Here is a 24,166-nt window from a genome sequence, read left to right on the forward strand (position 1 = left end):
CGAGTTCCGGGCACCGACGACGCCGGTCGAGGAGATCGTGGCCGACACCTTCGCGGACGTGCTCGGTGTCGAGCGGGTCGGTTTGGATGACGAGTTCTTCGCCCTGGGCGGTAACTCGCTGATCGCGGTGCAGACCGCGTCCGTGCTCCGGAAGAAGCTCGGTGTCGAAGTCCATCTCCCGTGGTTCTTCGACAGTCCTTCGGTGGCTGTTCTCGCGGATCGGATCTCGTCCTCCGAAACGGTCCCAGGCGCAGACTCTCGAGGATTCGATGTCCTGCTTCCGCTGCGGGCCGAGGGCAAAGCTTCTCCGCTCTTCTGCATCCACCCGGTCACCGGACTGTCCTGGAGTTTCGCCGGCTTGGTCGGAAGTATCGAGCCGAACCGTCCGGTCTACGGGCTTCAGTCGCCTGCGCTGAGCGGCGACCGGGAACTGCCCGCGTCGATCGAGGAGTGGGCGTCGCTGTACGTCGACGAGATCCGTCGAGTGCAACCGAGCGGCCCGTATCACCTGCTCGGGTGGTCGATGGGTGGCGAAATCGCGCACGCGATGGCGATCCAGCTGACTGCCGCGGGTGACGAGGTCGCGTTGCTTGCGATGCTCGACAGCCACCTCGCAAGCGACAGCCACACCGCGAAAGACGGCGACGTCGCAACAGAGGGTGCCGCCGACCACCGAGGGACTGCGCCCAGGATCGCCGACATGCTTGGCGGCCTAGGTATCCAACTGGGCGATACACCTTCCCTGGACGAGTTGGACCGGGAGACCGCCGTCGAAGCGCTGCAGGAACTGCTGCTTCCTGTCGGCAGATTCGACGCCGAGCAGATCGATCGAGTCGTGGCCGGCTTTGTCCACTCGTCCGTCGTGGCCAACGCCTACCGTCCGACGGATCGGTTCAAGGGCGACGTGCTGTACTTCAGTGCTGACCTCGACGGCTCGCACGGTGCCGACGCCTGGAGTGGCGTGGTCGAGGGTGACGTCGAGGTGGTGCCGGTGGCGGTGACTCACTGGGACATGACCTCGCCCGAGGCGTTGCGGGTGATCGGACCGGTGCTCGAGCGGCGGCTGAAGTCCTGATAGCCGCATCCGGATAGGAAAGAAGGGAGGGCCGCTCCTCAGCCGAGGAGCGGCCCTCCCATTCCGAGCTTGATGAGCCGTTGCGACTTGTTTCGCCACGGATGGACGCGGTCGGCGTCGCTCTCGAGGCGCAGTTGCCGGTGCTTTTGTCAGCCGTTGGCAGCGGCGTACCGGTAGCCCCGGACGGCCGGGTACAGGAAGACCGCGATCAACCCGAACGACCACGCGAGAGTCTGCAGAACCGGTTCCAGGACCGGTCCACCGACCGCGAGCCCACGCATGGCGTCCACCGCGACCGACATCGGCTGCGCGGCAACCACAGGTTGCAGCCACGTCGGGTACGCCATGACGGGCACGAACCCCGAGTTGAAGAACATCAGGAGAGTGCAGGCGATCGAAACCATTTCGACCAGGGGCGCATCACCGGACACGGTCGCCAACGCGGTCACCATCATCGCGAAGCCCATACCGAAGATGATGGGAATCACCAGGAGGAGAATGCTCGGCAGGACGCCCTGCGTCATTCGGAAGCCCAGCGCGAACCCGACCGCGAGGATGACGACACTGGTGGCGAAAACACGCACCGCCTCGGCCATCATCCGGCCGACGAGCCCCGCCGCCCGGTGGATCGGCAGCGTCCAAAACCTCGACAGCAGTCCGGTTTTTCGTTCGACCCGCAGACCGATGGCACTGACGATCGAACCGAACATGGCGCCCACCAGGATGATCATCGGTACCTGGCCGTAGATCGCGGGCTGTCCTGTTGCCGCAGTGACCGTGTTTCCGATGACGACCCGGAACATGACGAGTGTGAGAGCCGGGTACAGCAGGGCCTGGATCATCGTTGACGGATCGCGGGACCAGCGAATCAACAACCGCTTGCACTGGACGAGGCTGTGAACCAACAGTGCCCGGGGGGAGGACTCGGGCCAGGGCTGGGTGGGCAGCGGGAAATCGAATGTGGTGCGCCCTGATGCGGCGGTCCGGGTCGATGTCACTGCCGTCTCGTTTGCGGTCGCTTCGGGTGCGTTGCTCATTGGCGCCTCATGCTTGCCCACACGCCCAGTGGCGCGAACACCGCAATCAGGCCGACACACCAGGCCAGTGCCGGGAACAGGGCCGACGCGGTCACCCCACCTTCGGTCATGTCCCGCATCGCGGACGCGAATTGAGAGATCGGCTGGTTACGTACGAACGGTCGGATCCACTCCGGGAACCCGGTTTCCGGAACGAATCCGGTCGACAACATGCCGAGGATCAACTGAGGAAGGGTCAGCGCCTGGGCCGTTGCCTCGGGAGATTTCGACAGTGTTCCGATGGCATCGGCGCCCATTGCGAAGGCGAGGCTGATCGCGAGAGCCAGGGAACAGAACAGTGCGGCCTGCAACAACCCGGCGCTGAACCGGAAACCGATGATGTAGCCGTAGCCGAGGGCGGCAGCAAGAGACAACGTCGAACGCACCAGACCACTGGTCATCCGCGAAATCAGAGGAACTGGACCGAGGACCGGCATCGTCTTGAGCCTGGTGGTCAGACCGGTCTGCGCCTCGCGCGAGGCCAACTGGGATGCCGAGATCGCGGTGAAGGCCATCGCCTGCAACACGATGATCGGCATCAGGAACTGCGCGTAGTCGATCCCCTGCAGCCCCATCACGAACTTCAGCGGTAGGTAGAACCCGATCGTGAAGATCAGCGGAGCGATGAGCGCGATCGCGAGTTCACCGGACTTCACCATCGTCTTGAGCGTGCGTCCCGTCAGCGCGACCCATTGCTGGAAGCCGTTCGGGTTGGGACGACGATCTGTCTCTGGATCGAGTTGTTTCGCGGGTTCGGTGAGCGTTGAGTGCTCGGACGTCGGGGACGCGGTCAGTCGGTGCGCGGCACCCTCTTCGGGTGTCGTCATTGTTCGCTCTCCGGCGCGGCATGACCGGTCAGTGACAAGAAGACGTCGTCGAGGGAGGGCCGCCGCAAAGCGATATCGGCCAGTTCGATGCCCGCGGCGTCCAGTCGGCGCAAAGCCTCGGACAGCGTCGCGGCACCATCGGGCGCCGGGATCGACAGGCGGTCGCTCGCTTCGGCAATGTCCGCGCCCGCTTCCGGCGGAACGAGGTTGCCGAGCGCTTGCACGGCCAACGGGAGTTGCTGGGCATCGAGCGGAACCACTTCACAGAAGCTGGTGCCGGTGCGGGCCTTGAGCTGGTCCGCAGTACCCTCCGCGATGACGGCGCCACGGTCGATGACGATGATGTTGTCGCTGAGCAGGTCGGCTTCCTCGAGATACTGCGTGGTCAGCAGCACCGTGATGCCCTGCTCCTTGAGCGCGCTGACAAGCGACCACACCCCCTGCCGGCTGCGCGGATCGAGACCGGTCGTCGGCTCGTCGAGAAACACGACCTCGGGTCGCACGACGAGTCCACACGCGATGTCGATGCGGCGCCTCATCCCGCCCGAGTAGTTGCGCACAGCGCGCTTGCCCGCCTCGAGGAGATCGAACTCCGTGAGCAGGGCCTCTGCACGCTTCTTCGCAGAACCTCGATCGAGACCCATCAGCCGGCCGAACAACTCGATGTTCTCTCGACCGGACAACGTCTCGTCGAGCGCGGCGTACTGGCCCGTCATCATGATCGAACGGCGAACGTCCGCGGCGTCGGTGACTACGTCGTGCCCGGCCACCGTCGCACGTCCACGATCGGGACGTAGCAGCGTCGACAGCACCTTGACCGTTGTCGTCTTCCCTGCGCCGTTGGGGCCGAGGATGCCGAGAACGGTGCCGCGCTTGGCCTCGAAACTGACGCCTTGTAGAGCCGTGACGTCGCCAAAGGACTTATGAACGTCGTCGACCAACACAGCTGTGTCCTGGGATATCGGCATCGACTCTCCGCTACTTCACCTGGGTTGCATGGTGTCCGCCACTCAGGGTCCACGCGCCCTGTCGACGTGTATTCCCTCCGGGTCCGGGAAATGTTACCCGGCCGTCACGTGCCGCAAGCAGGGTGAGGTTCTACGATCGGCACCGGCGTCACGGACCTGGATGCGCATTCGCCGCTCGTCGATTCTCCGGTCAGCCCCAGATCCCCATCGCTTGCAGGTGCTGAACCAGCCGCTTTGCGCCGTCGTCGAAATGGGCGCGGGTCTCGGCCGCGATCGCGGCAGGGTCCCTCGAGGCCAAGGCCGCGATCAAGCGTGTGTGATTCGCCACTGCGGTGTCGCCCCACGCACGATCCGTCGAATAGAAGGTGGCCGGCGTGTAACGGGTGGCACCCAGTAGGAACCACGAGAGCTTCCGCGCTCCGGCCAGCCTGTTGAGGATGCGGTGGAAGTCGAACTCGAGCTCCTCGACGCGGGCGGCGTCGCCAAGCTCAACCGCGCTCTGGAGCTGGTCGTTGATCTCCGTTAGTTCGGAGATGACTCCCTCGTCGATGTGATCGGCGGCCCGGATGGCCAGCTCCACCGCAATCTGGCCCTGTAGCCAGAACAGGTCATTGACGTCGTTCCGGCTCAGGGGAGCGACGACGTACCCACGGTGGGGGACCAACTCGACGAGGCCCTCACCGCGTAGCGTCAGCAGCGCTTCCCGAACCGGTGTGACGCTCACACCGAGTTCGGCTGCCGTCTCGTCCAGTCGGATGAACTCACCGGGCCGTACCTGGCCCGACATGATCAGGTTCCGTACATGGACGGCGACGTCCTCGGAGAGTTGGGGACGGCGTCGCAGGGAACTGTCCGAGTTGGGGGGCTCTGAGCGGGCGGCGGACCGGACCATGGGTACTCCTTAGGGGGACGCGGGCGCCCGCCTTCATCTGCAGCGAACGGTCGGGGCAAGAGGCTCCGGACCGATCGCTGTGAGTTGCGCAACAATCGAATCGAATATTTCGAGTGACGGCACCTGGACACTTCACGATTATTGAGGAGGTCAAGTAGTTGCTGGGCAACCGTCGACGGCCCTAGAAGCCAACGGCCGCGCCGCCGACGAGAACATCGCCAAGTCTATAACTTACTTCGAAGTAATGTCGGTGCCGCCGATAAGCGGTTGACCTCGAATGTCCCACTCGGATGTCCCCGTGGTGACGATTTGAACTCTCGGGTTCGCTACGGCATACTGATCGGGTTGCCTTGACTGCGGGTGCGATTCGTCGTGACCTGAGTCGGGCTGTATGAAGGTCGAGCATCGGGCCTAAAAGCCTGGTCACGGCGATGCAAGACGGAAGCAGAACCCAACGTTGCACCCCTTCGGGGGTGCATCCGGTGCGCGTTTCGAGGCCCCTGCAGGGGATCGCGGGACTCGAAAATGGGCGGCCGGGCGACACGCCCGACCGCGTGGACCGGAGAACCATGACAGATGAACAGCGGCAGCGGATCGAGTGATGTCTCGAGCGCAATAGTTGTTCGTGTCGTGTTCAGTCGGGATCTGCGCAGACGAGGTAGTCCCGACTCGTTCGGGTTCTACGAAACGCGGCAAGAAAAGGACACTAAGCGTGGCGGGACAAAAGATCCGCATCAGGCTCAAGGCCTATGACCATGAGGCGATCGACGCGTCAGCGCGCAAGATCGTCGAGACGGTGACCCGGACCGGGGCACGCGTGGTCGGCCCGGTGCCGTTGCCTACCGAGAAGAACGTGTACTGCGTCATCCGCTCGCCGCACAAGTACAAGGACTCGCGCGAGCACTTCGAGATGCGTACTCACAAGCGACTGATCGACATTCTCGACCCGACGCCGAAGACGGTGGATGCGCTCATGCGCATCGACCTTCCGGCCAGCGTCGACGTGAACATTCAGTGAGCTTGGGAAGACGCAGCGGAGATATCAAATGACTAATCAGATCAAGGGAATCCTGGGCACCAAGCTCGGCATGACCCAGGTCTTCGACGAGAACAACCGGGTCGTCCCGGTCACCGTCGTCAAGGCCGGGCCGAATGTCGTCACCCAGATCCGTACCGAAGAACGTGACGGTTATAGCGCGGTGCAACTGGCGTTCGGCGCCATCGACCCGCGCAAGGTGAACAAGCCGACCGCAGGCCAGTTCGCCAAGGCCGGCGTCACCCCTCGCCGCCACGTCGTCGAGCTCCGGGTCGCCGACACCTCCGAGTACGAGGTCGGCCAGGAACTCACCGCAGAGGTCTTCGAGGACGGCACATTCGTCGACGTCACCGGCACCAGCAAGGGCAAGGGCTTCGCCGGCACCATGAAGCGTCACGGCTTCGCCGGTCAGGGTGCTTCCCACGGTGCGCAGGCTGTTCACCGTCGCCCGGGTTCCATTGGTGGCTGCGCCACTCCCGGCCGCGTGTTCAAGGGCATGCGCATGTCGGGTCGCATGGGTAGCGACCGCATCACGACGCAGAACCTCTCGGTCTACAAGGTGGACGCGGAGAACGGTCTGCTGCTGATCAAGGGCGCGATCCCCGGCCGCAAGGGCGGCCTCGTGATCGTCAAGACCGCAGTGAAGGGTGGTGCTTCGGCATGACCGAGACCGCAACCAAGCTGACCCTGGATGTCAAGGCTGCCGGCGGCAAGTCCACCGGCACAGTCGATCTCCCCGCCGAGATCTTCGACACGACCGCGAACATCGCTCTGATGCACCAGGTCGTTGTCGCGCAGCTCGCTGCCGCACGTCAGGGCACCCACTCCACCAAGACCCGTGGTGAGGTCCGCGGTGGCGGCAGGAAGCCGTACCGCCAGAAGGGCACCGGCCGCGCACGTCAGGGCTCGACCCGTGCGCCGCAGTTCGCCGGCGGTGGCACCGTCCACGGCCCGCAGCCGCGTGACTACGCGCAGCGGACCCCCAAGAAGATGAAGGCAGCCGCTCTGCGTGGCGCACTCTCCGATCGGGCCCGCAACGAGCGGATTCACGTCATCACCGAGTTGGTCGCCGGCCAGGTCCCGTCCACCAAGACGGCCAAGTCGTTCCTCGCCGAGCTGTCTGATCGCAAGAAGTTTCTGCTGGTCGTCGGCCGCGAAGACATCGCGACGTGGAAGAGCGTGCAGAACCTGGAAGGTGTGCACCCGATTGCGCCCGACCAGCTCAACACCTACGACGTGCTCAACAGCGATGACATCGTGTTCAGCCTCGAGGCTCTGAACGCCTTCGTCGCAGGCCCGGCCAAGAATGAGGAGGAGAGCAAGTGAGCACCATCGCCGACCCCCGCGACATCTTGCTGGCTCCGGTCATCTCGGAGAAGTCCTACGGGCTCATCGAGGAAGGCACCTACACCTTCCTGGTGCACCCGGACTCGAACAAGACGCAGATCAAGATCGCTGTCGAGAAGATCTTCGGCGTGAAGGTGACCAGCGTCAACACCGCCAACCGTCAGGGCAAGCGCAAGCGGACCCGCTTCGGTTACGGCAAGCGCAAGGACACCAAGCGCGCGCTCGTGACCCTCTCGGCCGACAGCAAGCCCATCGAGATCTTCGGAGGCCCGGTCGCGTAGCGCCGGGACTTGACGAGATATAGAGGACGAGAAGACTCATGGCAATCCGTAAGTACAAGCCGACTACCCCGGGCCGTCGCGGGTCGAGCGTCTCGGACTTCGCCGAGATCACGCGGTCGACGCCCGAGAAGTCGCTGGTTCGCCCACTGCATGGTCGCGGTGGCCGCAACGCCCACGGTCGCATCACCACCCGTCACAAAGGTGGCGGTCACAAGCGCGCCTACCGGTTGATCGACTTCCGTCGCAACGACAAGGACGGCGTGCCGGCCAAGGTCGCTCACATCGAGTACGACCCCAACCGCACCGCCCGAATCGCGCTGCTGCACTACGCAGACGGCGAGAAGCGCTACATCATCGCTCCCAGGGGCCTGGTGCAGGGCAGCCCGGTCGAGTCCGGCCCGTCGGCCGACATCAAGCCCGGCAACAACCTGCCGCTGCGCAACATCCCTACCGGTACCACCATCCACGCAGTGGAGCTGCGTCCGGGTGGCGGCGCCAAGATGGCCCGCTCCGCCGGTGCCAGCATCCAGCTGCTGGGTAAGGAAGGCACCTACGCCACCCTGCGTATGCCGTCCGGTGAGATCCGCCGCGTCGACGTGCGCTGCCGCGCCACCGTCGGTGAGGTCGGCAACGCCGAGCAGTCGAACATCAACTGGGGCAAGGCCGGCCGCATGCGTTGGAAGGGCGTCCGCCCGACCGTCCGTGGTGTGGTCATGAACCCCGTCGACCACCCGCACGGTGGTGGTGAGGGCAAGACCTCCGGTGGTCGCCACCCGGTCAGCCCGTGGGGCAAGCCTGAGGGCCGCACCCGCAAGAACAAGGCGAGCGACAAGCTCATCGTCCGTCGTCGCCGTACCGGCAAGAAGCGCTAGTCAAGGAGGGAGTGAAGGATGCCACGCAGTCTGAAGAAGGGCCCGTTCGTCGATGACCACCTCCTTGCGAAGGTGGACGTGCAGAACGAGAAGGGCACCAAGCAGGTAATCAAGACCTGGAGCCGTCGTTCGACGATCATCCCGGACTTCATCGGTCACACGTTTGCCGTCCACGACGGACGCAAGCACGTCCCGGTGTTCGTTTCGGAGTCGATGGTTGGCCACAAGCTCGGAGAGTTCGCACCGACCAGGACGTTCAAGGGCCACATCAAGGACGACCGGAAGAGCAAGCGTCGATGAGTACTGAAACCCAGAACCCCACCGCAAAGGCGGTTGCGCGCCACGTGCGCGTGACCCCCATGAAGGCGCGTCGTGTTGTGGACATCGTCCGCGGCAAGTCGGTTGACGAAGCTCTGGCGATCCTGAAGTTCGCGCCGCAGTCCGCGGCCGAGCCGGTGGCCAAGGTGATCGCCAGCGCAGCAGCCAACGCGCAGAACAACCTGAACCTCGATCCTTCCACGCTCGTCGTCGCGACGGCGTACGTGGACGAGGGCGCGACCCTCAAGCGGTTCCAGCCGCGTGCACAGGGCCGGGCCTTCCGGATCCGCAAGCGTTCGAGCCACATCACCGTCATCGTGGAAAGTGTTGCGAGCCGGTCCAACACGTCGGGCCGTAACCGCCGGAAGGGAAGTGGTCAGTAGTGGGCCAGAAGATCAACCCGCACGGCTTCCGTCTCGGCATCACGACCGATTGGAAGTCGCGCTGGTACGCAGACAAGCAGTACGCGGAGTACGTCAAGGAAGACGTCGCGATTCGCAAGCTCCTCGCCACCGGCATGGAGCGGGCGGGCATCGCGAAGGTCGAGATCGAGCGCACCCGTGACCGCGTGCGGGTGGACATCCACACCGCGCGTCCGGGCATCGTGATCGGCCGTCGCGGCACCGAGGCCGATCGCATTCGCGCCGAGCTCGAGAAGCTGACCGGCAAGCAGGTCCAGCTGAACATTCTCGAGGTCAAGAACGCCGAGGCCGAGGCCCAGCTCGTGGCACAGGGTGTCGCCGAGCAGCTGTCGAACCGTGTCGCGTTCCGTCGCGCCATGCGCAAGGCCATCCAGTCGGCCATGCGTCAGCCAAACGTCAAGGGCATCCGGGTGCAGTGCTCGGGCCGCCTCGGCGGTGCGGAGATGAGCCGCTCGGAGTTCTACCGCGAGGGTCGTGTCCCGCTGCACACGCTGCGCGCCGACATCGACTACGGCCTGTACGAGGCCAAGACCACCTTCGGTCGTATCGGCGTGAAGGTGTGGATCTACAAGGGCGACATCGTCGGCGGCAAGCGTGAGCTCGCTGCCGCTGCGCCGGCCGAGCGCCCGCGCCGCGAGCGTCCGAGCCGTCCGCGTCGCTCCGGTGCCACCGGCACCACCGCGACCAGCACCGAGGTCGGTCGTGCCGCGACCGCGACCGCCGATGCACCCTCTTCGACCGAACAGAAGGAGGGCTGACGCATGTTGATCCCACGTCGGGTCAAGCACCGCAAGCAGCACCACCCGAGCCGTTCGGGTGCCGCCAAGGGCGGAACCCAGGTGGCCTTCGGTGAGTACGGCATCCAGGCTCTCGAGCCCGCCTACATCACCAACCGGCAGATCGAGTCCGCTCGTATCGCCATGACTCGTCACATCCGCCGAGGCGGCAAGATCTGGATCAACATCTTCCCGGATCGCCCCCTCACCAAGAAGCCGGCCGAGACCCGAATGGGTTCCGGTAAGGGTTCGCCGGAGTGGTGGGTCGCGAACGTCAAGCCCGGACGGGTGATGTTCGAGATGAGCTACCCGAACGAGGAGGTCGCACGCGAGGCGCTGCGTCGCGCGATGCACAAGCTCCCGTGCAAGTGCCGGATCGTGACGAGGGAGGAGCAGTTCTGATGGCAACCACAAGCCCCGCTGCAGAACTCCGCGAGTTGAACGACGAAGAGTTGGTCACCAAGCTCCGCGAGTCGAAGGAAGAACTGTTCAACCTTCGTTTCCAGATGGCCACCGGTCAGCTGGACAACAACCGCCGGCTGCGCACGGTCCGTCGCGAGATTGCGCGCATCTACACCGTCCTGCGCGAGCGCGAGCTCGGCTTGGCCTCCGGTCCGGACGCAGGTGACGCGGCATGAGTGAGGAAAAGACAGTGAGCTCCAACAGCACCGAAGAGCGCGGCAGCCGCAAGGTCCGCATCGGCTACGTGGTCTCGGACAAGATGGAGAAGACCATCGTGGTCGAGCTCGAGGACCGGGTGAAGCACCCGCTCTACGGCAAGATCATCCGACGGACTTCGAAGGTCAAGGCACACGACGAGAACGGGGTCGCCGGCATCGGCGACCGCGTCCAGCTCATGGAGACCCGACCGCTGTCGGCAACCAAGCGCTGGCGCCTCGTCGAGGTCCTCGAGAAGGCCAAGTAGAAGAGCCTGAGAGTGTATCCAGTACGATGGTGGGGTTGCCCTGCGGAAGCAGCGGCGGCCCCACCATCGGTGGGTACGGACCGCGCGCGTCGGGTCGGAAATCCGCCGTGCACGGCTTGGTGATTCGCGCTACGAGCCACCAGGTCGAAACAAGCCAGGTCAAGGAGAAGTAAGTGATTCAGCAGGAGTCGCGACTGCGTGTCGCCGACAACACGGGTGCCAAGGAGATCCTCTGCATCCGCGTTCTCGGTGGCTCGTCCCGTCGCTACGCCGGGATCGGCGACACCATCGTCGCCACCGTCAAGGACGCCGTCCCGGGCGGTGGCGTCAAGAAGGGTGAGGTCGTCAAGGCCGTCATCGTTCGCACCGCCAAGGAGCGCCGTCGTCCGGACGGTTCGTACATCAAGTTCGACGAGAACGCCGCCGTCATCATCAAAGCCGACAACGATCCGCGCGGTACCCGCATCTTCGGACCCGTCGGTCGCGAGCTTCGTGAGAAGCGCTTCATGAAGATCGTCTCGCTCGCCCCGGAGGTGCTGTGATGAAGGTGCACAAGGGTGACACTGTGCTGGTCGTCTCCGGCAAGGACAAGGGCGCGAAGGGCAAGGTCATTCAGGCCTACCCCGCGACCAACAAGGTCCTCGTCGAGGGCGTGAACCGCATCAAGAAGCACACCGCCGTTTCGACGAACCAGCGCGGCGCCTCCTCCGGCGGCATCGTGACACAGGAGGCCCCGATCCACGTCTCCAACGTCATGGTCGTCGATTCCGACGGCAACCCGACGCGTGTGGGCTACCGCACCGACGAGGAGACCGGCAAGCGCGTGCGCATTTCCCGGAAGAACGGGAAGGACATCTGACATGACCTCCACCGAGAACAAGATCCAGCCGCGCCTGAAGAGCCGGTACCGCGAGGAGATCCGCGACGCACTGAACGCGGAATTCGACTACGCGAACGTCATGCAGATCCCCGGTGTCGTCAAGGTCGTCGTCAACATGGGTGTCGGTGACGCTGCTCGTGACGCCAAGCTGATCAACGGTGCGGTTTCCGACCTCGCCCTGATCACCGGTCAGAAGCCCGAGATCCGTCGCGCCCGCAAGTCCATCGCGCAGTTCAAGCTGCGTGAGGGTATGCCGATCGGTGCGCGTGTGACGCTGCGCGGCGACCGGATGTGGGAGTTCCTCGACCGCCTGGTGTCCATCGCGCTGCCCCGAATCCGCGACTTCCGCGGCCTGTCGCCGAAGCAGTTCGACGGCAACGGAAACTACACGTTCGGCCTCAACGAGCAGTCGATGTTCCACGAGATCGACGTGGACAAGATCGATCGTCCGCGTGGTATGGACATCACCGTCGTGACCACCGCCACCAACAACGAAGAAGGCCGTGCGCTGCTCAAGCACCTCGGCTTCCCGTTCAAGGAGAACTGAGCCCATGGCTAAGAAGGCACTGGTCAACAAGGCCAACAAGAAGCCGAAGTTCAAGGTGCGCGCATACACCCGTTGCCAAAAGTGTGGCCGTCCGCACGCAGTGTTCCGCAAGTTCGGCCTGTGCCGAATCTGCCTACGCGAGATGGCACACGCCGGCGAGTTGCCGGGCGTTCACAAGAGCTCCTGGTAACCAGCCACAGCAGACTTCCGCTCCGCACCCGCGGAACGGTGAAGGTAAGAACCAACTTCGTTGTAGGCCCACGGCCGGGCCGGTTCCACGCCTCGACTCGTCGAGCAGCGGGACTCGGGTCGGCGTTGCATGGGAACCCCAACGAGAAAGGTGCACAGGTCAACCCATGACCATGACTGATCCGATCGCAGACTTCTTGACGCGTCTGCGCAACGCCAATTCGGCGTACCACGACGAGGTACGGCTTCCTCATTCGAAGATCAAGTCGAACATCGCCGAGATCCTCAAGCGCGAGGGCTACATCGCGGACTACCGCACCGAGGACGCCGAGGTCGGCAAGACGCTGATCGTCGACCTCAAGTACGGCCCGAGCCGCGAGCGCAGCCTCGCCGGCGTCCGCCGTGTCTCGAAGCCGGGTCTGCGCGTGTACGCGAAGTCCACCAACCTGCCGAAGGTCCTGGGCGGCCTGGGCGTGGCGATCATCTCCACGTCCTCCGGTCTGCTCACCGATCGTCAGGCGGCCAATCAGGGTGTGGGCGGGGAAGTCCTCGCCTACGTCTGGTAAGGGAGGCCACCAGAATGTCGCGTATTGGAAAGATCCCGGTCGCTGTCCCTGCAGGCGTCGACGTGACCGTCGACGGGCAGGACGTCGCGGTCAAGGGCCCGAAGGGCTCGCTCTCGCTGGTCGTCGCCGAGCCGATCTCGGTCGTCAAGGGCGAGGATGGAGCCCTGCAGGTCAACCGCCCCGACGACGAGCGCCGCAACCGCGCGCTGCACGGTCTGTCGCGGACCCTCGTGCAGAACATGATCATCGGTGTGACCACGGGTTACACCACCAAGATGGAGATCCACGGCGTCGGCTACCGTGTGGCGCTCAAGGGCCAGAACCTCGAGTTCTCGCTCGGCTACAGCCATCCGGTCCTGGTCGAGGCCACCGAGGGCATCAGCTTCGCCGTCGAGTCGCCGACCAAGTTCTCGATCTCCGGCATCGACAAGCAGAAGGTCGGCCAGATCGCGGCCAACATCCGCCGCCTGCGCAAGTCCGACCCGTACAAGGGCAAGGGCATCCGCTACGAGGGTGAGCAGGTCCGCCGCAAGGTCGGAAAGACGGGTAAGTGATATGAGCCAGACTGCAAACCAGAAGGCCAAGCGGATTCCGCTGGGCAAGGACGTGTCCACCACGCGTCGTCTGTCGAAGGCGCGTCGTCACTTCCGTCTGCGCAAGAAGATCTCCGGCACCCCCGAGCGCCCGCGTCTCGTGGTGAACCGCTCGTCGCGTCACATCCATGTGCAGCTGGTCGACGACCTGGCCGGCAAGACGCTGGCCGCCGCGTCGACCGTCGAGCCGGACGTGCGTGCGGTCGACGGCGACAAGAAGGCCCGCGGCGCCAAGGTCGGTCAGTTGATCGCCGAGCGTGCCAAGGCTGCCGGCGTGGAGGCCGTGGTGTTCGATCGCGGTGGCCACACCTACAGCGGCCGGATCGCGGCCCTGGCCGATGCCGCTCGCGAAAGCGGGTTGAAGTTCTGATGACCAACATTATCAACGGAAGGAATGCCTGATGCCGGGACGTCAAAGGCGTGACGGCGGAAGCGGACCCGCCGGACAGAATGGGCCGAGCACTGGAGACAGCCGCGGCGGTCGCGATCGTCGCGACAGCCGTCGTGACAGCGCGGCCGAGAAGTCGAACCAGATCGAGCGCGTCGTCTCCATCAACCGCGTGTCGAAGGTCGTCAAGGGCGGTCGGCGCTTCAGCTTCACCGCTCTCGTGATCGTCGGCGACGGCAACGGACTCGTCGGCGTCGGCTACGGCAAGGCCAAGGAAGTTCCCGCGGCCATCCAGAAGGGTGTCGAGGAGGCTCGCAAGAGCTTCTTCCGGGTGCCGCTCATCGGCAGCACCATCACCCACCCGGTTCAGGGCGAGGCGGCGGCCGGTGTCGTCATGCTGCGTCCGGCCAGCCCGGGTACCGGTGTGATCGCCGGTGGCGCAGTGCGTGCAGTGCTCGAGTGCGCGGGCATCTCCGACATCCTCGCCAAGTCGCTCGGCAGCGACAACGCGATCAATGTTGTGCACGCGACGGTTGCCGCCCTCAAGGGCTTGCAGCGTCCCGAAGAGGTTGCAGCCCGCCGTGGCCTGCCCCTCGAGGACGTGGCCCCGGCCGGTATGCTGCGCGCTCGCGCACAGGCTGGGAGCGTGAAGTAATGGCACAGCTCAAGGTCACCCAGGTCAAGAGCACCATCGGCACCAAGCAGAACCAGCGGGACAGCCTGCGCACCCTCGGACTGAAGGGCATCCGCAAGTCCGTCGTCCGTGAGGACAACGCGCAGAACCGTGGTCTGATCAACGTGGTGCGTCACCTCGTCACGGTTGAGGAGGTCTAACCATGACCATCAAGTTGCATCACTTGCGGCCCGCTCCCGGTGCCAAGACCGACAAGACTCGTGTCGGTCGCGGTGAGGGCTCGAAGGGTAAGACCGCAGGTCGCGGAACCAAGGGCACCAAGGCACGTAAGAACGTGCCGGCCGCCTTCGAGGGTGGACAGATGCCGCTGCACATGCGTCTGCCTAAGCTCAAGGGCTTCAAGAATGCGTTCCGCACCGAGTACCAGGTCGTGAACGTCGGTGACATCGCTCGCTTGTTCCCCGAGGGCGGACAGGTCGGCGTCGCCGAGCTCGTCGCCGCGGGCGCGGTGCGCAAGAACGAGCTCGTGAAGGTTCTCGGCGAGGGAGACCTCACCGTCGCCGTCCAGGTCACGGTGAACAAGTTCTCGGGCTCCGCCAAGGAGAAGATCACCGCTGCTGGTGGTACCGCCACCGAGCTGTGATCCTCCCCGTCAGTTAGCTGTCGGATGGCCGCAACACCCCGTCTTGGGCGAGTTGCGGCCATCCGTCGCTCCGGGGCGTTCGGACCGGGCATACTGGTCAGGGCCAGCCCCCCGGACGGGGGCTGTAGTTTGATGTGTCACTGCTAGAGTTCTAGAGTTCTGCAATCCAAGGGGCGGGTCATTCGATCGACTCGCCGTGTGTCGTGTGCCAGGAGGATCTTTGCTTTCCGCCTTTGTCTCGGCCTTTAGGACACCCGACCTGAGGCGGAAGATCCTCTTCACCCTCGGCCTGGTCGCCCTGTACCGGCTGGGTGCCACGATGCCCTCGCCTGGTGTCGACTACGGCAACGTGCAAGCGTGTCTCGAACAGGCGACACAGGGCGAGTCCGCCGGCATCTACTCCCTGATCAACCTGTTCTCCGGCGGCGCGTTGCTGCAGCTGTCGGTGTTCGCGATCGGCATCATGCCGTACATCACGGCGAGCATCATCGTCCAGTTGCTCACGGTCGTCATCCCGAGGTTCGAGGAGCTTCGCAAGGAAGGCCAGGCGGGCCAGGCGAAGATGACTCAGTACACGCGATACCTGTCGATCGCCCTCGCCGTGCTGCAGGCCACCGGCATCGTCGCGCTGGCGGCGCGTGGTCAGCTCCTACAGGGCTGTGCGGAGCCCATCCTTGCCGACGACAGCGTCTTCGGGCTCGTCATGATCGTGCTCGTGATGACCGCCGGTGCGGCGCTTGTGATGTGGTTCGGTGAGCTGGTCACCGAACGCGGCGTCGGCAACGGCATGTCCCTGCTCATCTTCGCCGGCATCGCCTCGCGCATTCCGGTCGAGGGCCGCAACATTCTCGAAGGCCGCGGCGGCGTGACCTTCACGCTCGTGTGCATCGCGGCACTGTTGATCATCATCGGCGTCGTGTTCGTCGAGCAGGGTCAACGTCGTATCCCGGTCCAGTACGCCAAGCGGATGGTGGGCCGCAAGATGTACGGCGGCTCGTCGACGTACTTGCCGCTGAAGGTGAACCAGGCCGGCGTCATCCCGGTGATCTTCGCGTCCTCGCTGCTGTACCTGCCCAACCTCATCGCGCAGCTCTCCGGTGCGGCTACCAATCCCAATCCGAGTTGGTGGCAGCGCTGGATCAACGAGTACTTGGTGAACCCGGCCAACCCGGTCTACATCCTGATCTACTTCGGGATGATCGTCTTCTTCACGTACTTCTACGTCGCCATCACCTTCAACACGGAGGAACGCGCCGACGAGATGAAGAAGTTCGGTGGCTTCATCCCAGGTATCCGTCCCGGGCGTCCGACCGCCGACTACCTGAGCTATGTGCTGAGCCGAATCACGCTGCCGGGTGCCATCTATCTCGGCACCATCGCGGTGCTGCCGAACCTCTTCCTCGAGGTCGGCAACACCGGTGGTGTGGCAAATCTGCCGTTCGGTGGTACGGCGGTGCTGATCATGGTCAGCGTCGGCCTCGATACCGTCAAGCAGATCGAGAGCCAGCTGATGCAGCGAAACTATGAAGGGTTCCTCAAGTGAGACTTGTCCTCCTTGGTCCTCCCGGTGCCGGTAAGGGCACCCAGGCCGCGATTCTGTCCGAGAAGCTGGGCGTTCCGCACATCTCCACCGGAGATTTGTTCCGAGCGAACATCGGGGAGGAGACCCCGCTCGGACTCGAGGCCAAGAGGTACCTCGACGCGGGCGATCTGGTCCCGAGCGAGATCACGAACAGGATGGTGAAGGCCCGCGTCGCGGAGCCCGATGCGACCAATGGGTTCCTGCTCGATGGCTTCCCGCGCACGGTCGATCAGGCCAAGGCATTGGAAGAAATCCTTGCAGGTCTCGACGCCAAGCTCGATGCGGTACTCGCGTTCGATGTCGACGACGATGTCGTTGTCGAGCGGATGCTCGCCCGCGGTCGCGCCGACGATACGGAGGACGTCATCCGCAACCGCATGCGCGTCTACCGGGAGGAGACGGCGCCGCTGCTCGACTACTACGCCAGCCAGGTCGTGACTGTAGATGCTGTCGGGGCTGTCGAAGAGGTCAACGCCCGCGCCCTCGCGGCGCTGGGCAAGTAATGGCGTTCGGCCGCAGACGCAAGGTCGTTCCGTTTCGCACGCCGGGTGAGCTCGATGCTATGGCGGCCGCAGGGGAGATCGTCGGGGCCGCCCTGGTGGCGGTGCGTGATGCGGCCAAGCCCGGTGTCAGCACGCTCGAACTTGACCAGGTCGCCGAATCCGTGATCCGTGGCGCCGGCGCTGTGCCGTCGTTCCTCGGATACCACGGGTTCACCGGATCGATCTGTTCGTCGGTCAACGACCGGGTGGTCCACGGTATCCCGTCCGCCGACGACATCCTCGGCGAGGGCGACTTGGTGTCCATCGACTGCGGCGCCATTCTCGATGGTTGGCATGGAGACTCGGCGTGGACGTTCGGAGTCGGCACTTTGAGCGAGGCCGACTCTCAGCTCAGTGAGGCGACACGGTTGTCCATGGAGGCGGGCATCGCGGCGATGGTCGAAGGCAACCGACTGACGGATGTCTCTCACGCAATCGAACTCGGTGCCCGCGCCGCGGGGTCATCGCACGGCCGCCGGTACGGGATCGTCGACGGCTACGGCGGACACGCGATCGGTCGCGAAATGCACATGGATCCGTTCCTGCCGAACGAGGGCCGGCCCGGCAAGGGGCCGCGTCTTGTTATCGGATCGGTCCTGGCGATCGAGCCGATGCTCACGCTAGGCACGCACGAGACGCGCGTCCTCGGCGACGAGTGGACAGTGGTTACAACCGACGGCAGTCGTGCTGCGCACTGGGAGCACACCGTCGCCGTCACCGAGCACGGACCGCGGATTCTCACACTGCGATCCGGCGACAACTGAGATCGCCCCGCAATCAGCCGTCGAGCAGGACGGTCACCGGACCGTCGTTGACGAGACTCACCTGCATGTGAGCTCCGAACCGTCCCACCTCCACTGTCGCACCGTGTCCGCGCAACGCGTCGGCGAAGGCATCGACGAGGGGTTCGGCCACGGCGCGAGGCGCGGCAGGCGACCACGACGGGCGCCGGCTGCGACGGGTGTCCGCCATCAGGGTGAACTGGCTGACGACCAGGATCGGAGCGTCGACGTCCGATGCGGATTTCTCGTCGTCGAGGATCCGCAGCCGCCATACGCGACGGGCGAGATTCGAAGCGGCCACCGGATCGTCGTCAACCCCTACGCCGAGAAGTACGAGCAGGCCCTGACCGTCCTCGGGAGGCGAGATGCGGGCCACCTCCTCGCCGTCAACCGTCACCGCCGCCGATGTGACCCGCTGGACGAGCGCGCGCATTGCAGATGTTCTTCCCTTCTGGGTGAAGCAACTCGAAGTCGAGAAGCGGGAGATCCCGCCCGCATTTGGCCTGGTTCGAAATTGCCGGTAAGGTGGAACAACGGTGCGCCCTGCGTATCGGTCGTTTGCGTGTCCGACGTCAGTCGGACTGTCGTGGTCGGTCGGCGAAAAAAGTGCTGTACGTAGGTCTCGGATAGGCGTCTGAAAAGGACGCTGTTCCCCTTCTGGGACCGCGTCGGCGTTCAGGACCACCGCTGTAGCGGATACCGGTGACGGTAGCCGATGAACCCATTGCGCCACTCAACGGATCGCGGAGGACATGGCTAAGAAAGACGGGGCTATCGAGGTCGAGGGACGAGTTGTCGAACCGCTGCCCAATGCGATGTTTCGCATTGAGCTCGAGAACGGCCACAAGGTCCTCGCGCACATCAGCGGCAAGATGCGTCAGCACTACATTCGCATTCTTCCCGAGGACCGCGTCGTGGTGGAGCTTTCGCCCTACGACTTGTCGCGTGGGCGCATCGTTTACCGCTACAAGTAAGAACTTCCCCGGCCACACCCGGCCGGGGAGAACTATGTCTGCCCTCGGGTGGACACACAACAGGAGATCAGACGCACGTGAAGGTTCAGCCTAGCGTCAAGAAGATCTGCGAGAAGTGCAAGGTGATTCGCCGTAACGGGCGAGTCATGGTGATCTGCGACAACCTACGCCACAAGCAGCGTCAGGGCTAGTCCTCACGGCCACCGCTTCTTCGAGATCTGCTTGGCAACAAGCAAAGAGAAGACCTCTCAGCACCAACCGCAACCCGGGCCGAAGCAACACCCAAGGCAGGTAGCGGTCCACCCCCGGCACGGAGGCCGGGGCCCCACTGTGAGTGTGAACCGCAGAGTTTTTCAGACGCAGGGGACGGACTGGGAGCAGACCTCCGCACACCGATAGGAATGCCACATGGCACGTCTCGCAGGTGTCGATCTTCCCCGCGAAAAGCGCATGGAGATCGCACTGACCTACATCTACGGCATCGGCCGTACGACCTCCAAGGAGATCCTGACAGCTACGGGTATCAGCCCAGAGCTGCGCAGCAAGGACCTGTCCGACGAGGACCTCGCCAAGCTCCGCGAGTACATCGAGGAGTCGGTGAAGGTCGAGGGTGACCTGCGCCGTGAGGTGCAGTCGGACATTCGCCGCAAGATCGAGATCGGCTGCTACCAGGGCCTGCGCCACCGCCGTGGTCTGCCCGTGCGTGGTCAGCGCACCAAGACCAACGCCCGCACCCGCAAGGGTCCGAAGCGCACCGTCGCAGGAAAGAAGAAGTAATGCCTCCGAAGTCACGCAGCACCGGTCCGAGGAAGACCCAGAAGGGGCGTCGCAGGGACAAGAAGAACGTTCCGCACGGTGCCGCTCACATCAAGAGCACCTTCAACAACACGATCGTGTCGATCACCGACCCGGCCGGCAACGTCATCTCCTGGGCGTCGTCGGGCCACGTGGGCTTCAAGGGCTCGCGTAAGTCGACGCCGTTCGCTGCCCAGCTCGCCGCCGAGAACGCTGCTCGCAAGGCGCAGGAGCACGGCGTCAAGAAGGTCGACGTCTTCGTCAAGGGCCCGGGCTCGGGCCGCGAGACCGCGATCCGCTCGCTGCAGGCTGCAGGCCTCGAGGTCGGCACCATCTCCGATGTCACCCCCCAGCCGCACAACGGCTGCCGCCCGCCCAAGCGCCGCCGCGTCTAGTACGGGAAAGGAAGGTAAGAAATGGCTCGTTACACCGGACCCGTCACCCGTAAGTCGCGTCGTCTCCGCGTCGACCTGGTTGGAGGCGATCAGGCCTTCGAGCGTCGCCCCTACCCGCCGGGCCAGCACGGCCGTGCGCGGATCAAGGAGAGCGAGTACCTGCTCCAGCTTCAGGAGAAGCAGAAGGCACGCTTCACCTACGGCGTCATGGAGAAGCAGTTCCGCCGCTACTACCAGGAGGCGGTCAACCGCCCCGGCAAGACCGGTGAGAACCTGCTGCAGATCCTGGAGTCGCGTCTCGACAACGTCGTGTACCGCGCAGGCTTGGCCCGCACCCGCCGTCAGGCGCGTCAGATGGTCACGCACGGGCACCTTCTCGTGAACAACAAGAAGGTCGACATCCCCAGCTACCGCGTCTCGCAGTACGACATCATCGATGTCCGCGAGAAGTCGCTGGCGACCCTGCCGTTCCAGATCGCCCGCGAGACCCAGGGCGATCGCCCGGTCCCGGGTTGGCTTCAGGTCGTCGGAGGCCGTCTCCGCATCCTGGTGCACCAGCTTCCCGAGCGTGCGCAGATCGAGGTTCCGCTGCAGGAACAGTTGATCGTCGAGTACTACTCGAAGTAAGGCACAAAGCCTGGGGGCGGCCGGTAACGTCGAATCCGGCATCACCGGCCACTCCCGGGTCCGGGCCTTTCCCATCGTGGGCGTCATATGGCGGACGCCCGTACAGGAGGAAAATCAATGCTCATTTCTCAGCGACCCACGCTGACCGAAGAGGAAATCGCTGACAACCGCTCGAAGTTCGTCATCGAGCCCCTCGAGCCAGGCTTCGGATACACCCTCGGCAACTCGTTGCGCCGCACCCTGCTGTCGTCGATCCCCGGTGCCGCGGTCACCAGCATCCGCATCGACGGCGTCCTCCACGAGTTCACCACGGTCCCGGGTGTGAAGGAGGATGTCACCGACGTCATCCTGAACCTCAAGGGCCTGGTCGTGAGTTCCGAAGAGGACGAGCCGGTCACCATGTACGTCCGCAAGCAGGGCCCCGGGGTCGTGACTGCGGGTGACATCGTTCCGCCGGCCGGCGTCACGGTCAACAATCCGGATCTGCACATCGCCACCCTGAACGACAAGGGCAAGCTGGAGATCGAGCTCGTCGTCGAGCGCGGTCGTGGCTATGTCCCCGCCGTCCAGAACAAGGCGTCCGGCGCAGAGATCGGCCGCATTCCGGTCGACTCGATCTACTCGCCGGTGCTCAAGGTCACCTACAAGGTGGAGGCGACCCGCGTCGAGCAGCGCACCGACTTCGATCGGCTGATTCTCGACGTGGAGACCAAGAACTCCATCACTGCTCGGGACGCGCTCGCTTCGGCGGGCAAGACCCTGGTTGAGCTCTTCGGCCTGGCCCGTGAGCTGAACGTCGAAGCAGAGGGCATCGAGATCGGACCCTCGCCCGCCGAGGCCGATCACATCGCTTCCTTCGGACTCCCCATCGAGGACTTGGACCTGACGGTCCGCTCCTACAACTGCCTCAAGCGCGAAGGTGTTCACACCGTCGGCGAGCTCGTGGCACGCACGGAGTCCGATCTGCTCGACATCCGCAACTTCGGACAGAAGTCCATCGACGAGGTCAAGGTCAAGCTGCACTCGCTCGGCCTCACCCTCAAGGACAGCCCTGCGTCCTTCGACCCGACGACCGTTGCCGGCTACGACGCCGCCACCGGCACGTGGAGCGATGCCGACACCGGTTCCTTCAGCGAGGCTGAAGGCACCGATCAGGACTACGCCGAGACCGAACAGCTGTAACCCGTATCACCCGGCACATGGGCAAATGTGCTGGGCGAGCCCAAGAGGAGCTCCAATGCCCAAGCCCAAGAAGGGTGCCCGCTTCGGCGGGTCGGCGTCGCACCAGAAGGCGATCTTCGCCAACCTGGCGACTGCTCTCTTCGAGCACGGCCGAATCACCACCACGGAGGCCAAGGCCAAGGCCCTGCGTCCGTACGCCGAGAAGCTCGTGACCAAGGCCAAGGGTGGATCCCTGGCCGACCGTCGCGAGGTTCTGAGGGTCATCCGCGACAAGGATGTCGTGCACGCCCTGTTCGCGGAGATCGGCCCGTTCTACGCCGACCGCGACGGCGGTTACACCCGCATCATCAAGACCGTCCCCCGCAAGGGTGACAACGCTCCGATGGCAATCATCGAGCTCGTCAAGGAGCAGACGGTCACCTCGGAGGCGGACCGCGCCCGTCGCGTCGCCGCTTCGCAGGCCGCCCCGGCTGCCGAGGAAAACGTGGTCGAGGCCGAGGCCGAGGCCAGCGAAAGCGAGGCCAGCGAAACCGAGGCCACCGAGGCCGAGGTCGACAGCGCCGACGAGGCCAAGTCCGAGGCCGACGAGGCCAAGAAGGACTAGTCCACTTGGTTTCGGCACATGCCGCATCGAACGAACCCGTCGTTCCCGTAGGGGACGGCGGGTTCGTTCGCTTGCGCCTCGACATCTCGTACGACGGCACCGACTTCACCGGGTGGGCCCGGCAACCCGGCCACCGCACGGTGTGCGGTGAGATCGAGGAGAAGCTGAGCACGATCGTCCGCACCCCGGTGCTGCTCACGGTGGCCGGCCGCACCGACGCCGGCGTGCACGCGAGCGGACAGGTGGCGCACGTGGACGTGCCCGCCGACATGGTGCCCGACGACCCGCAGCGCTGGGTGCGGCGCCTGGCTCGGTTCCTGCCCCGCGACGTTCGCATCAAGCACGTCTCGTTCGCTCCCGCGCACTTCGACGCCCGGTTCTCCGCGATCCGCCGACACTACGAATATCGACTGACCACTGCGCCGTACGGTGCCGAGCCGCTCCGAGCACGCGATACGGTCGCATGGCCCAGAGAGGTCGACGTCGACGCGATGCGGGAGGCGTCGTCGGAGCTGCTGGGCCTGCACGACTTCGCCGCCTTCTGCAAACGGCGTGAGGGCGCGACAACGGTCCGCGAGCTCCAGCGCTTCGACTGGGAGCAGTCTGGTCACGAGCTGAGGGCTTTCGTCACCGCGGACGCGTTCTGCTGGTCGATGGTTCGCAGCCTCGTCGGCGCGGCACTGGCCGTCGGCGAGGGTCGCCGCACGATCGAGTGGATGGCGGGCCTACTCGCCGAACGCGAACGCGCCAGCGCGGTTTCCGTCGCGCCGGCGCACGGACTCTCCCTCGTGCGCGTCGACTATCCCGCGGACGAGGATCTGGCCGCCCGCAACGAAGCCACTCGGGAGAAGCGCACGGTGATCGATCCGAGCGGATCGGGCTGCTGCGGAGAGGAGTAGCCTGACGCTCGGCGCCGTCACCCACGGGCAGTGCGGGGGATCTGAGGTCCGATGGCAACGAACACTTCGACGATCGAGGATCGCGACGATGAATCAGTGGTGGATCTCGCTTCAGGTTCTCGCGCCCGCCTTCTGGCTCGGGATGGTCGTCGCGATCTCGTTCCTGGAAGCCCCGATCAAGTTCCGCGCGCCCGGTGTGACGATCCCGATCGGGCTGGGCATCGGCCGGCGAGTGTTCCGTGCGTTGAACATTGCGGAAGTCGTCGTGCTGGTGGTGCTGTGGATCGCGACGATCGCGGCCGAGCCGACCCCGACCGCCGCGGTACGGAATCTGCTCGCGGCGTTGACGATCGTTCTGGCAATCCAGGTCGCAGGCATTCGCCCGCCGCTCAGTCGCCGGTCGGACAGGATCCTGGCCGGAGAAGATCTTCCTCGATCCCACGCACACCACCTGTACGTCGCGTTCGAGGTCGTGAAAGTGATACTTCTGGTCTGGCTGGCGGTGGCCGCAGTGGCCGTTCATATCTGA

The 24,166-nt window shown here is 64.8% G+C and carries 39 protein-coding genes; 34 read left to right on the plus strand and 5 right to left on the minus strand.

Going from position 1 to position 24,166, the window contains the following annotated elements:
* On the plus strand, positions 1–1,075 hold a 1,075-nt coding region (locus EGT50_RS00005), incomplete at its 5' end, for a thioesterase domain-containing protein (protein ID WP_235870496.1).
* A gap of 149 nt (positions 1,076–1,224) precedes the next feature.
* Here the strand turns inward: EGT50_RS00005 and EGT50_RS00010 are convergent.
* The 4 genes from EGT50_RS00010 to EGT50_RS00025 all read right to left on the minus strand — a co-directional run bounded on the left by EGT50_RS00010 (position 1,225) and on the right by EGT50_RS00025 (position 4,838).
* Complete coding sequence (locus EGT50_RS00010) at positions 1,225–2,112, minus strand: ABC transporter permease (protein ID WP_127950590.1); 888 nt, start codon at positions 2,110–2,112, stop codon at positions 1,225–1,227.
* Entirely contained in the window at positions 2,109–2,978 is an 870-nt protein-coding gene (locus EGT50_RS00015; RefSeq protein ID WP_127950591.1) for an ABC transporter permease, read from the minus strand. Before EGT50_RS00015 ends, EGT50_RS00010 begins: the two co-directional genes overlap by 4 nt.
* On the minus strand, positions 2,975–3,946 hold the full coding sequence (locus EGT50_RS00020) for an ATP-binding cassette domain-containing protein (RefSeq protein ID WP_127950592.1): 972 nt from the start codon (positions 3,944–3,946) through the stop codon (positions 2,975–2,977). The genes EGT50_RS00015 and EGT50_RS00020 overlap by 4 nt, the downstream gene beginning before the upstream one ends.
* Before the next feature lie 190 nt (positions 3,947–4,136).
* The gene (locus EGT50_RS00025; RefSeq protein ID WP_127950593.1) at positions 4,137–4,838 is read right to left on the minus strand and encodes a GntR family transcriptional regulator; all 702 of its coding nucleotides are present in this window, start codon (positions 4,836–4,838) and stop codon (positions 4,137–4,139) included.
* Between the two features lie 712 nt (positions 4,839–5,550).
* Between EGT50_RS00025 and rpsJ the strand changes: the two genes are divergently transcribed.
* The 24 genes from rpsJ (at position 5,551) to map (ending at position 18,143) form a co-directional block, all read left to right on the plus strand.
* The gene (rpsJ, locus tag EGT50_RS00030; protein WP_003938093.1) at positions 5,551–5,856 is read left to right on the plus strand and encodes a 30S ribosomal protein S10; all 306 of its coding nucleotides are present in this window, start codon (positions 5,551–5,553) and stop codon (positions 5,854–5,856) included.
* Between the two features lie 28 nt (positions 5,857–5,884).
* A complete protein-coding gene (gene rplC, locus EGT50_RS00035; protein WP_127950594.1) occupies positions 5,885–6,538 on the plus strand; it encodes a 50S ribosomal protein L3 in 654 nt (217 codons plus the stop codon).
* Positions 6,535–7,200 (plus strand): 50S ribosomal protein L4, encoded by a 666-nt coding sequence (gene rplD, locus EGT50_RS00040; RefSeq protein ID WP_127950595.1) that lies wholly within the window; start codon positions 6,535–6,537, stop codon positions 7,198–7,200. Before rplC ends, rplD begins: the two co-directional genes overlap by 4 nt.
* Entirely contained in the window at positions 7,197–7,502 is a 306-nt protein-coding gene (gene rplW / locus EGT50_RS00045; protein WP_127946084.1) for a 50S ribosomal protein L23, read from the plus strand. Before rplD ends, rplW begins: the two co-directional genes overlap by 4 nt.
* 38 nt (positions 7,503–7,540) lie before the next feature.
* On the plus strand, positions 7,541–8,374 hold the full coding sequence (rplB, locus tag EGT50_RS00050) for a 50S ribosomal protein L2 (protein ID WP_127950596.1): 834 nt from the start codon (positions 7,541–7,543) through the stop codon (positions 8,372–8,374).
* Between the two features lie 18 nt (positions 8,375–8,392).
* Positions 8,393–8,674: a 30S ribosomal protein S19 gene (gene rpsS, locus EGT50_RS00055; RefSeq protein ID WP_127946086.1), complete on the plus strand. Its 282-nt coding sequence runs from the start codon at positions 8,393–8,395 to the stop codon at positions 8,672–8,674.
* The gene (gene rplV / locus EGT50_RS00060) at positions 8,671–9,075 is read left to right on the plus strand and encodes a 50S ribosomal protein L22 (protein ID WP_127950597.1); all 405 of its coding nucleotides are present in this window, start codon (positions 8,671–8,673) and stop codon (positions 9,073–9,075) included. Before rpsS ends, rplV begins: the two co-directional genes overlap by 4 nt.
* Positions 9,075–9,872: a 30S ribosomal protein S3 gene (gene rpsC / locus EGT50_RS00065; RefSeq protein ID WP_127946088.1), complete on the plus strand. Its 798-nt coding sequence runs from the start codon at positions 9,075–9,077 to the stop codon at positions 9,870–9,872. Before rplV ends, rpsC begins: the two co-directional genes overlap by 1 nt.
* A 3-nt stretch (positions 9,873–9,875) precedes the next feature.
* Complete coding sequence (gene rplP / locus EGT50_RS00070; RefSeq protein ID WP_127946089.1) at positions 9,876–10,292, plus strand: 50S ribosomal protein L16; 417 nt, start codon at positions 9,876–9,878, stop codon at positions 10,290–10,292.
* Positions 10,292–10,528, plus strand: coding sequence for a 50S ribosomal protein L29 (rpmC, locus tag EGT50_RS00075; RefSeq protein WP_127946090.1), 237 nt, complete (start codon positions 10,292–10,294; stop codon positions 10,526–10,528). The genes rplP and rpmC overlap by 1 nt, the downstream gene beginning before the upstream one ends.
* Positions 10,525–10,815, plus strand: a complete 291-nt coding sequence (gene rpsQ, locus EGT50_RS00080; RefSeq protein WP_127950598.1) for a 30S ribosomal protein S17 — start codon at positions 10,525–10,527, stop codon at positions 10,813–10,815. Before rpmC ends, rpsQ begins: the two co-directional genes overlap by 4 nt.
* A gap of 173 nt (positions 10,816–10,988) precedes the next feature.
* Positions 10,989–11,357, plus strand: a complete 369-nt coding sequence (gene rplN, locus EGT50_RS00085; RefSeq protein WP_127946092.1) for a 50S ribosomal protein L14 — start codon at positions 10,989–10,991, stop codon at positions 11,355–11,357.
* Positions 11,357–11,674 (plus strand): 50S ribosomal protein L24, encoded by a 318-nt coding sequence (rplX, locus tag EGT50_RS00090; RefSeq protein WP_127950599.1) that lies wholly within the window; start codon positions 11,357–11,359, stop codon positions 11,672–11,674. The genes rplN and rplX overlap by 1 nt, the downstream gene beginning before the upstream one ends.
* Before the next feature lies 1 nt (position 11,675).
* A complete protein-coding gene (gene rplE / locus EGT50_RS00095; RefSeq protein ID WP_127946094.1) occupies positions 11,676–12,242 on the plus strand; it encodes a 50S ribosomal protein L5 in 567 nt (188 codons plus the stop codon).
* Positions 12,243–12,246: 4 nt separating this feature from the next.
* Entirely contained in the window at positions 12,247–12,432 is a 186-nt protein-coding gene (locus tag EGT50_RS00100) for a type Z 30S ribosomal protein S14 (RefSeq protein WP_127950600.1), read from the plus strand.
* Between the two features lie 166 nt (positions 12,433–12,598).
* Positions 12,599–12,997 carry a 30S ribosomal protein S8 gene (gene rpsH, locus EGT50_RS00105; protein WP_127950601.1) on the plus strand — a complete coding sequence of 133 codons (399 nt, stop codon included), beginning with the start codon at positions 12,599–12,601 and terminating at the stop codon, positions 12,995–12,997.
* Positions 12,998–13,011: 14 nt separating this feature from the next.
* Complete coding sequence (gene rplF / locus EGT50_RS00110; protein WP_127950602.1) at positions 13,012–13,551, plus strand: 50S ribosomal protein L6; 540 nt, start codon at positions 13,012–13,014, stop codon at positions 13,549–13,551.
* A 1-nt stretch (position 13,552) separates the two neighbouring features.
* On the plus strand, positions 13,553–13,960 hold the full coding sequence (rplR, locus tag EGT50_RS00115) for a 50S ribosomal protein L18 (RefSeq protein WP_127950603.1): 408 nt from the start codon (positions 13,553–13,555) through the stop codon (positions 13,958–13,960).
* Between the two features lie 31 nt (positions 13,961–13,991).
* Positions 13,992–14,633, plus strand: a complete 642-nt coding sequence (gene rpsE / locus EGT50_RS00120; protein ID WP_127950604.1) for a 30S ribosomal protein S5 — start codon at positions 13,992–13,994, stop codon at positions 14,631–14,633.
* Positions 14,633–14,812: a 50S ribosomal protein L30 gene (gene rpmD / locus EGT50_RS00125; protein ID WP_127950605.1), complete on the plus strand. Its 180-nt coding sequence runs from the start codon at positions 14,633–14,635 to the stop codon at positions 14,810–14,812. The genes rpsE and rpmD overlap by 1 nt, the downstream gene beginning before the upstream one ends.
* A 2-nt stretch (positions 14,813–14,814) precedes the next feature.
* A complete protein-coding gene (gene rplO, locus EGT50_RS00130) occupies positions 14,815–15,255 on the plus strand; it encodes a 50S ribosomal protein L15 (protein WP_127950606.1) in 441 nt (146 codons plus the stop codon).
* A gap of 220 nt (positions 15,256–15,475) precedes the next feature.
* Entirely contained in the window at positions 15,476–16,798 is a 1,323-nt protein-coding gene (gene secY / locus EGT50_RS00135) for a preprotein translocase subunit SecY (RefSeq protein WP_127950607.1), read from the plus strand.
* The gene (locus EGT50_RS00140; RefSeq protein ID WP_127950608.1) at positions 16,795–17,340 is read left to right on the plus strand and encodes an adenylate kinase; all 546 of its coding nucleotides are present in this window, start codon (positions 16,795–16,797) and stop codon (positions 17,338–17,340) included. Before secY ends, EGT50_RS00140 begins: the two co-directional genes overlap by 4 nt.
* Complete coding sequence (gene map, locus EGT50_RS00145) at positions 17,340–18,143, plus strand: type I methionyl aminopeptidase (protein WP_127950609.1); 804 nt, start codon at positions 17,340–17,342, stop codon at positions 18,141–18,143. The genes EGT50_RS00140 and map overlap by 1 nt, the downstream gene beginning before the upstream one ends.
* Positions 18,144–18,156: 13 nt before the next feature.
* Here the strand turns inward: map and dtd are convergent, their stop codons facing one another.
* Positions 18,157–18,594, minus strand: coding sequence for a D-aminoacyl-tRNA deacylase (dtd, locus tag EGT50_RS00150; RefSeq protein WP_127950610.1), 438 nt, complete (start codon positions 18,592–18,594; stop codon positions 18,157–18,159).
* A gap of 319 nt (positions 18,595–18,913) precedes the next feature.
* Between dtd and infA the strand changes: the two genes are divergently transcribed.
* The 9 genes from infA (at position 18,914) to EGT50_RS00195 (ending at position 24,166) form a co-directional block, all read left to right on the plus strand.
* A complete protein-coding gene (infA, locus tag EGT50_RS00155; RefSeq protein ID WP_003418601.1) occupies positions 18,914–19,135 on the plus strand; it encodes a translation initiation factor IF-1 in 222 nt (73 codons plus the stop codon).
* 77 nt (positions 19,136–19,212) lie between these two features.
* Positions 19,213–19,326: a 50S ribosomal protein L36 gene (rpmJ, locus tag EGT50_RS00160; protein WP_025347279.1), complete on the plus strand. Its 114-nt coding sequence runs from the start codon at positions 19,213–19,215 to the stop codon at positions 19,324–19,326.
* Positions 19,327–19,543: 217 nt separating this feature from the next.
* Positions 19,544–19,912 (plus strand): 30S ribosomal protein S13, encoded by a 369-nt coding sequence (gene rpsM / locus EGT50_RS00165; RefSeq protein ID WP_127950611.1) that lies wholly within the window; start codon positions 19,544–19,546, stop codon positions 19,910–19,912.
* On the plus strand, positions 19,912–20,325 hold the full coding sequence (gene rpsK, locus EGT50_RS00170) for a 30S ribosomal protein S11 (protein WP_127950612.1): 414 nt from the start codon (positions 19,912–19,914) through the stop codon (positions 20,323–20,325). The genes rpsM and rpsK overlap by 1 nt, the downstream gene beginning before the upstream one ends.
* A 21-nt stretch (positions 20,326–20,346) precedes the next feature.
* Complete coding sequence (gene rpsD / locus EGT50_RS00175; protein WP_127950613.1) at positions 20,347–20,952, plus strand: 30S ribosomal protein S4; 606 nt, start codon at positions 20,347–20,349, stop codon at positions 20,950–20,952.
* Positions 20,953–21,069: 117 nt separating this feature from the next.
* Complete coding sequence (locus EGT50_RS00180; RefSeq protein WP_127950614.1) at positions 21,070–22,134, plus strand: DNA-directed RNA polymerase subunit alpha; 1,065 nt, start codon at positions 21,070–21,072, stop codon at positions 22,132–22,134.
* Positions 22,135–22,189: 55 nt separating this feature from the next.
* The gene (rplQ, locus tag EGT50_RS00185) at positions 22,190–22,738 is read left to right on the plus strand and encodes a 50S ribosomal protein L17 (protein WP_127950615.1); all 549 of its coding nucleotides are present in this window, start codon (positions 22,190–22,192) and stop codon (positions 22,736–22,738) included.
* A gap of 5 nt (positions 22,739–22,743) precedes the next feature.
* A complete protein-coding gene (gene truA / locus EGT50_RS00190; RefSeq protein ID WP_127950616.1) occupies positions 22,744–23,637 on the plus strand; it encodes a tRNA pseudouridine(38-40) synthase TruA in 894 nt (297 codons plus the stop codon).
* 88 nt (positions 23,638–23,725) lie between these two features.
* Positions 23,726–24,166, plus strand: a complete 441-nt coding sequence (locus EGT50_RS00195; protein WP_127950617.1) for a hypothetical protein — start codon at positions 23,726–23,728, stop codon at positions 24,164–24,166.

This window comes from Rhodococcus xishaensis (genome assembly GCF_004011825.1).
GTDB lineage: Bacteria > Actinomycetota > Actinomycetes > Mycobacteriales > Mycobacteriaceae > Prescottella > Prescottella xishaensis.

What these genes read in the sequence shown, in the direction of transcription:
- EGT50_RS00010 (WP_127950590.1), bottom strand. Translation starts at nt 2,112, where the DNA reads ATGAGCAACGCACCCGAAGCGACCGCAAACGAGACGGCAGTGACATCG.
- EGT50_RS00015 (WP_127950591.1), bottom strand. Translation starts at nt 2,978, where the DNA reads ATGACGACACCCGAAGAGGGTGCCGCGCACCGACTGACCGCGTCCCCG.
- EGT50_RS00020 (WP_127950592.1), bottom strand. Translation starts at nt 3,946, where the DNA reads ATGCCGATATCCCAGGACACAGCTGTGTTGGTCGACGACGTTCATAAG.
- EGT50_RS00025 (WP_127950593.1), bottom strand. Translation starts at nt 4,838, where the DNA reads ATGGTCCGGTCCGCCGCCCGCTCAGAGCCCCCCAACTCGGACAGTTCC.
- rplC (WP_127950594.1), top strand. Translation starts at nt 5,885, where the DNA reads ATGACTAATCAGATCAAGGGAATCCTGGGCACCAAGCTCGGCATGACC.
- rplD (WP_127950595.1), top strand. Translation starts at nt 6,535, where the DNA reads ATGACCGAGACCGCAACCAAGCTGACCCTGGATGTCAAGGCTGCCGGC.
- rplB (WP_127950596.1), top strand. Translation starts at nt 7,541, where the DNA reads ATGGCAATCCGTAAGTACAAGCCGACTACCCCGGGCCGTCGCGGGTCG.
- rpsS (WP_127946086.1), top strand. Translation starts at nt 8,393, where the DNA reads ATGCCACGCAGTCTGAAGAAGGGCCCGTTCGTCGATGACCACCTCCTT.
- rplV (WP_127950597.1), top strand. Translation starts at nt 8,671, where the DNA reads ATGAGTACTGAAACCCAGAACCCCACCGCAAAGGCGGTTGCGCGCCAC.
- rplP (WP_127946089.1), top strand. Translation starts at nt 9,876, where the DNA reads ATGTTGATCCCACGTCGGGTCAAGCACCGCAAGCAGCACCACCCGAGC.
- rpmC (WP_127946090.1), top strand. Translation starts at nt 10,292, where the DNA reads ATGGCAACCACAAGCCCCGCTGCAGAACTCCGCGAGTTGAACGACGAA.
- rpsQ (WP_127950598.1), top strand. Translation starts at nt 10,525, where the DNA reads ATGAGTGAGGAAAAGACAGTGAGCTCCAACAGCACCGAAGAGCGCGGC.
- rplX (WP_127950599.1), top strand. Translation starts at nt 11,357, where the DNA reads ATGAAGGTGCACAAGGGTGACACTGTGCTGGTCGTCTCCGGCAAGGAC.
- rplE (WP_127946094.1), top strand. Translation starts at nt 11,676, where the DNA reads ATGACCTCCACCGAGAACAAGATCCAGCCGCGCCTGAAGAGCCGGTAC.
- EGT50_RS00100 (WP_127950600.1), top strand. Translation starts at nt 12,247, where the DNA reads ATGGCTAAGAAGGCACTGGTCAACAAGGCCAACAAGAAGCCGAAGTTC.
- rpsH (WP_127950601.1), top strand. Translation starts at nt 12,599, where the DNA reads ATGACCATGACTGATCCGATCGCAGACTTCTTGACGCGTCTGCGCAAC.
- rplF (WP_127950602.1), top strand. Translation starts at nt 13,012, where the DNA reads ATGTCGCGTATTGGAAAGATCCCGGTCGCTGTCCCTGCAGGCGTCGAC.
- rplR (WP_127950603.1), top strand. Translation starts at nt 13,553, where the DNA reads ATGAGCCAGACTGCAAACCAGAAGGCCAAGCGGATTCCGCTGGGCAAG.
- rpsE (WP_127950604.1), top strand. Translation starts at nt 13,992, where the DNA reads ATGCCGGGACGTCAAAGGCGTGACGGCGGAAGCGGACCCGCCGGACAG.
- rpmD (WP_127950605.1), top strand. Translation starts at nt 14,633, where the DNA reads ATGGCACAGCTCAAGGTCACCCAGGTCAAGAGCACCATCGGCACCAAG.
- rplO (WP_127950606.1), top strand. Translation starts at nt 14,815, where the DNA reads ATGACCATCAAGTTGCATCACTTGCGGCCCGCTCCCGGTGCCAAGACC.
- map (WP_127950609.1), top strand. Translation starts at nt 17,340, where the DNA reads ATGGCGTTCGGCCGCAGACGCAAGGTCGTTCCGTTTCGCACGCCGGGT.
- dtd (WP_127950610.1), bottom strand. Translation starts at nt 18,594, where the DNA reads ATGCGCGCGCTCGTCCAGCGGGTCACATCGGCGGCGGTGACGGTTGAC.
- infA (WP_003418601.1), top strand. Translation starts at nt 18,914, where the DNA reads ATGGCTAAGAAAGACGGGGCTATCGAGGTCGAGGGACGAGTTGTCGAA.
- rpsM (WP_127950611.1), top strand. Translation starts at nt 19,544, where the DNA reads ATGGCACGTCTCGCAGGTGTCGATCTTCCCCGCGAAAAGCGCATGGAG.
- rpsK (WP_127950612.1), top strand. Translation starts at nt 19,912, where the DNA reads ATGCCTCCGAAGTCACGCAGCACCGGTCCGAGGAAGACCCAGAAGGGG.
- rpsD (WP_127950613.1), top strand. Translation starts at nt 20,347, where the DNA reads ATGGCTCGTTACACCGGACCCGTCACCCGTAAGTCGCGTCGTCTCCGC.
- EGT50_RS00180 (WP_127950614.1), top strand. Translation starts at nt 21,070, where the DNA reads ATGCTCATTTCTCAGCGACCCACGCTGACCGAAGAGGAAATCGCTGAC.
- rplQ (WP_127950615.1), top strand. Translation starts at nt 22,190, where the DNA reads ATGCCCAAGCCCAAGAAGGGTGCCCGCTTCGGCGGGTCGGCGTCGCAC.
- EGT50_RS00195 (WP_127950617.1), top strand. Translation starts at nt 23,726, where the DNA reads ATGAATCAGTGGTGGATCTCGCTTCAGGTTCTCGCGCCCGCCTTCTGG.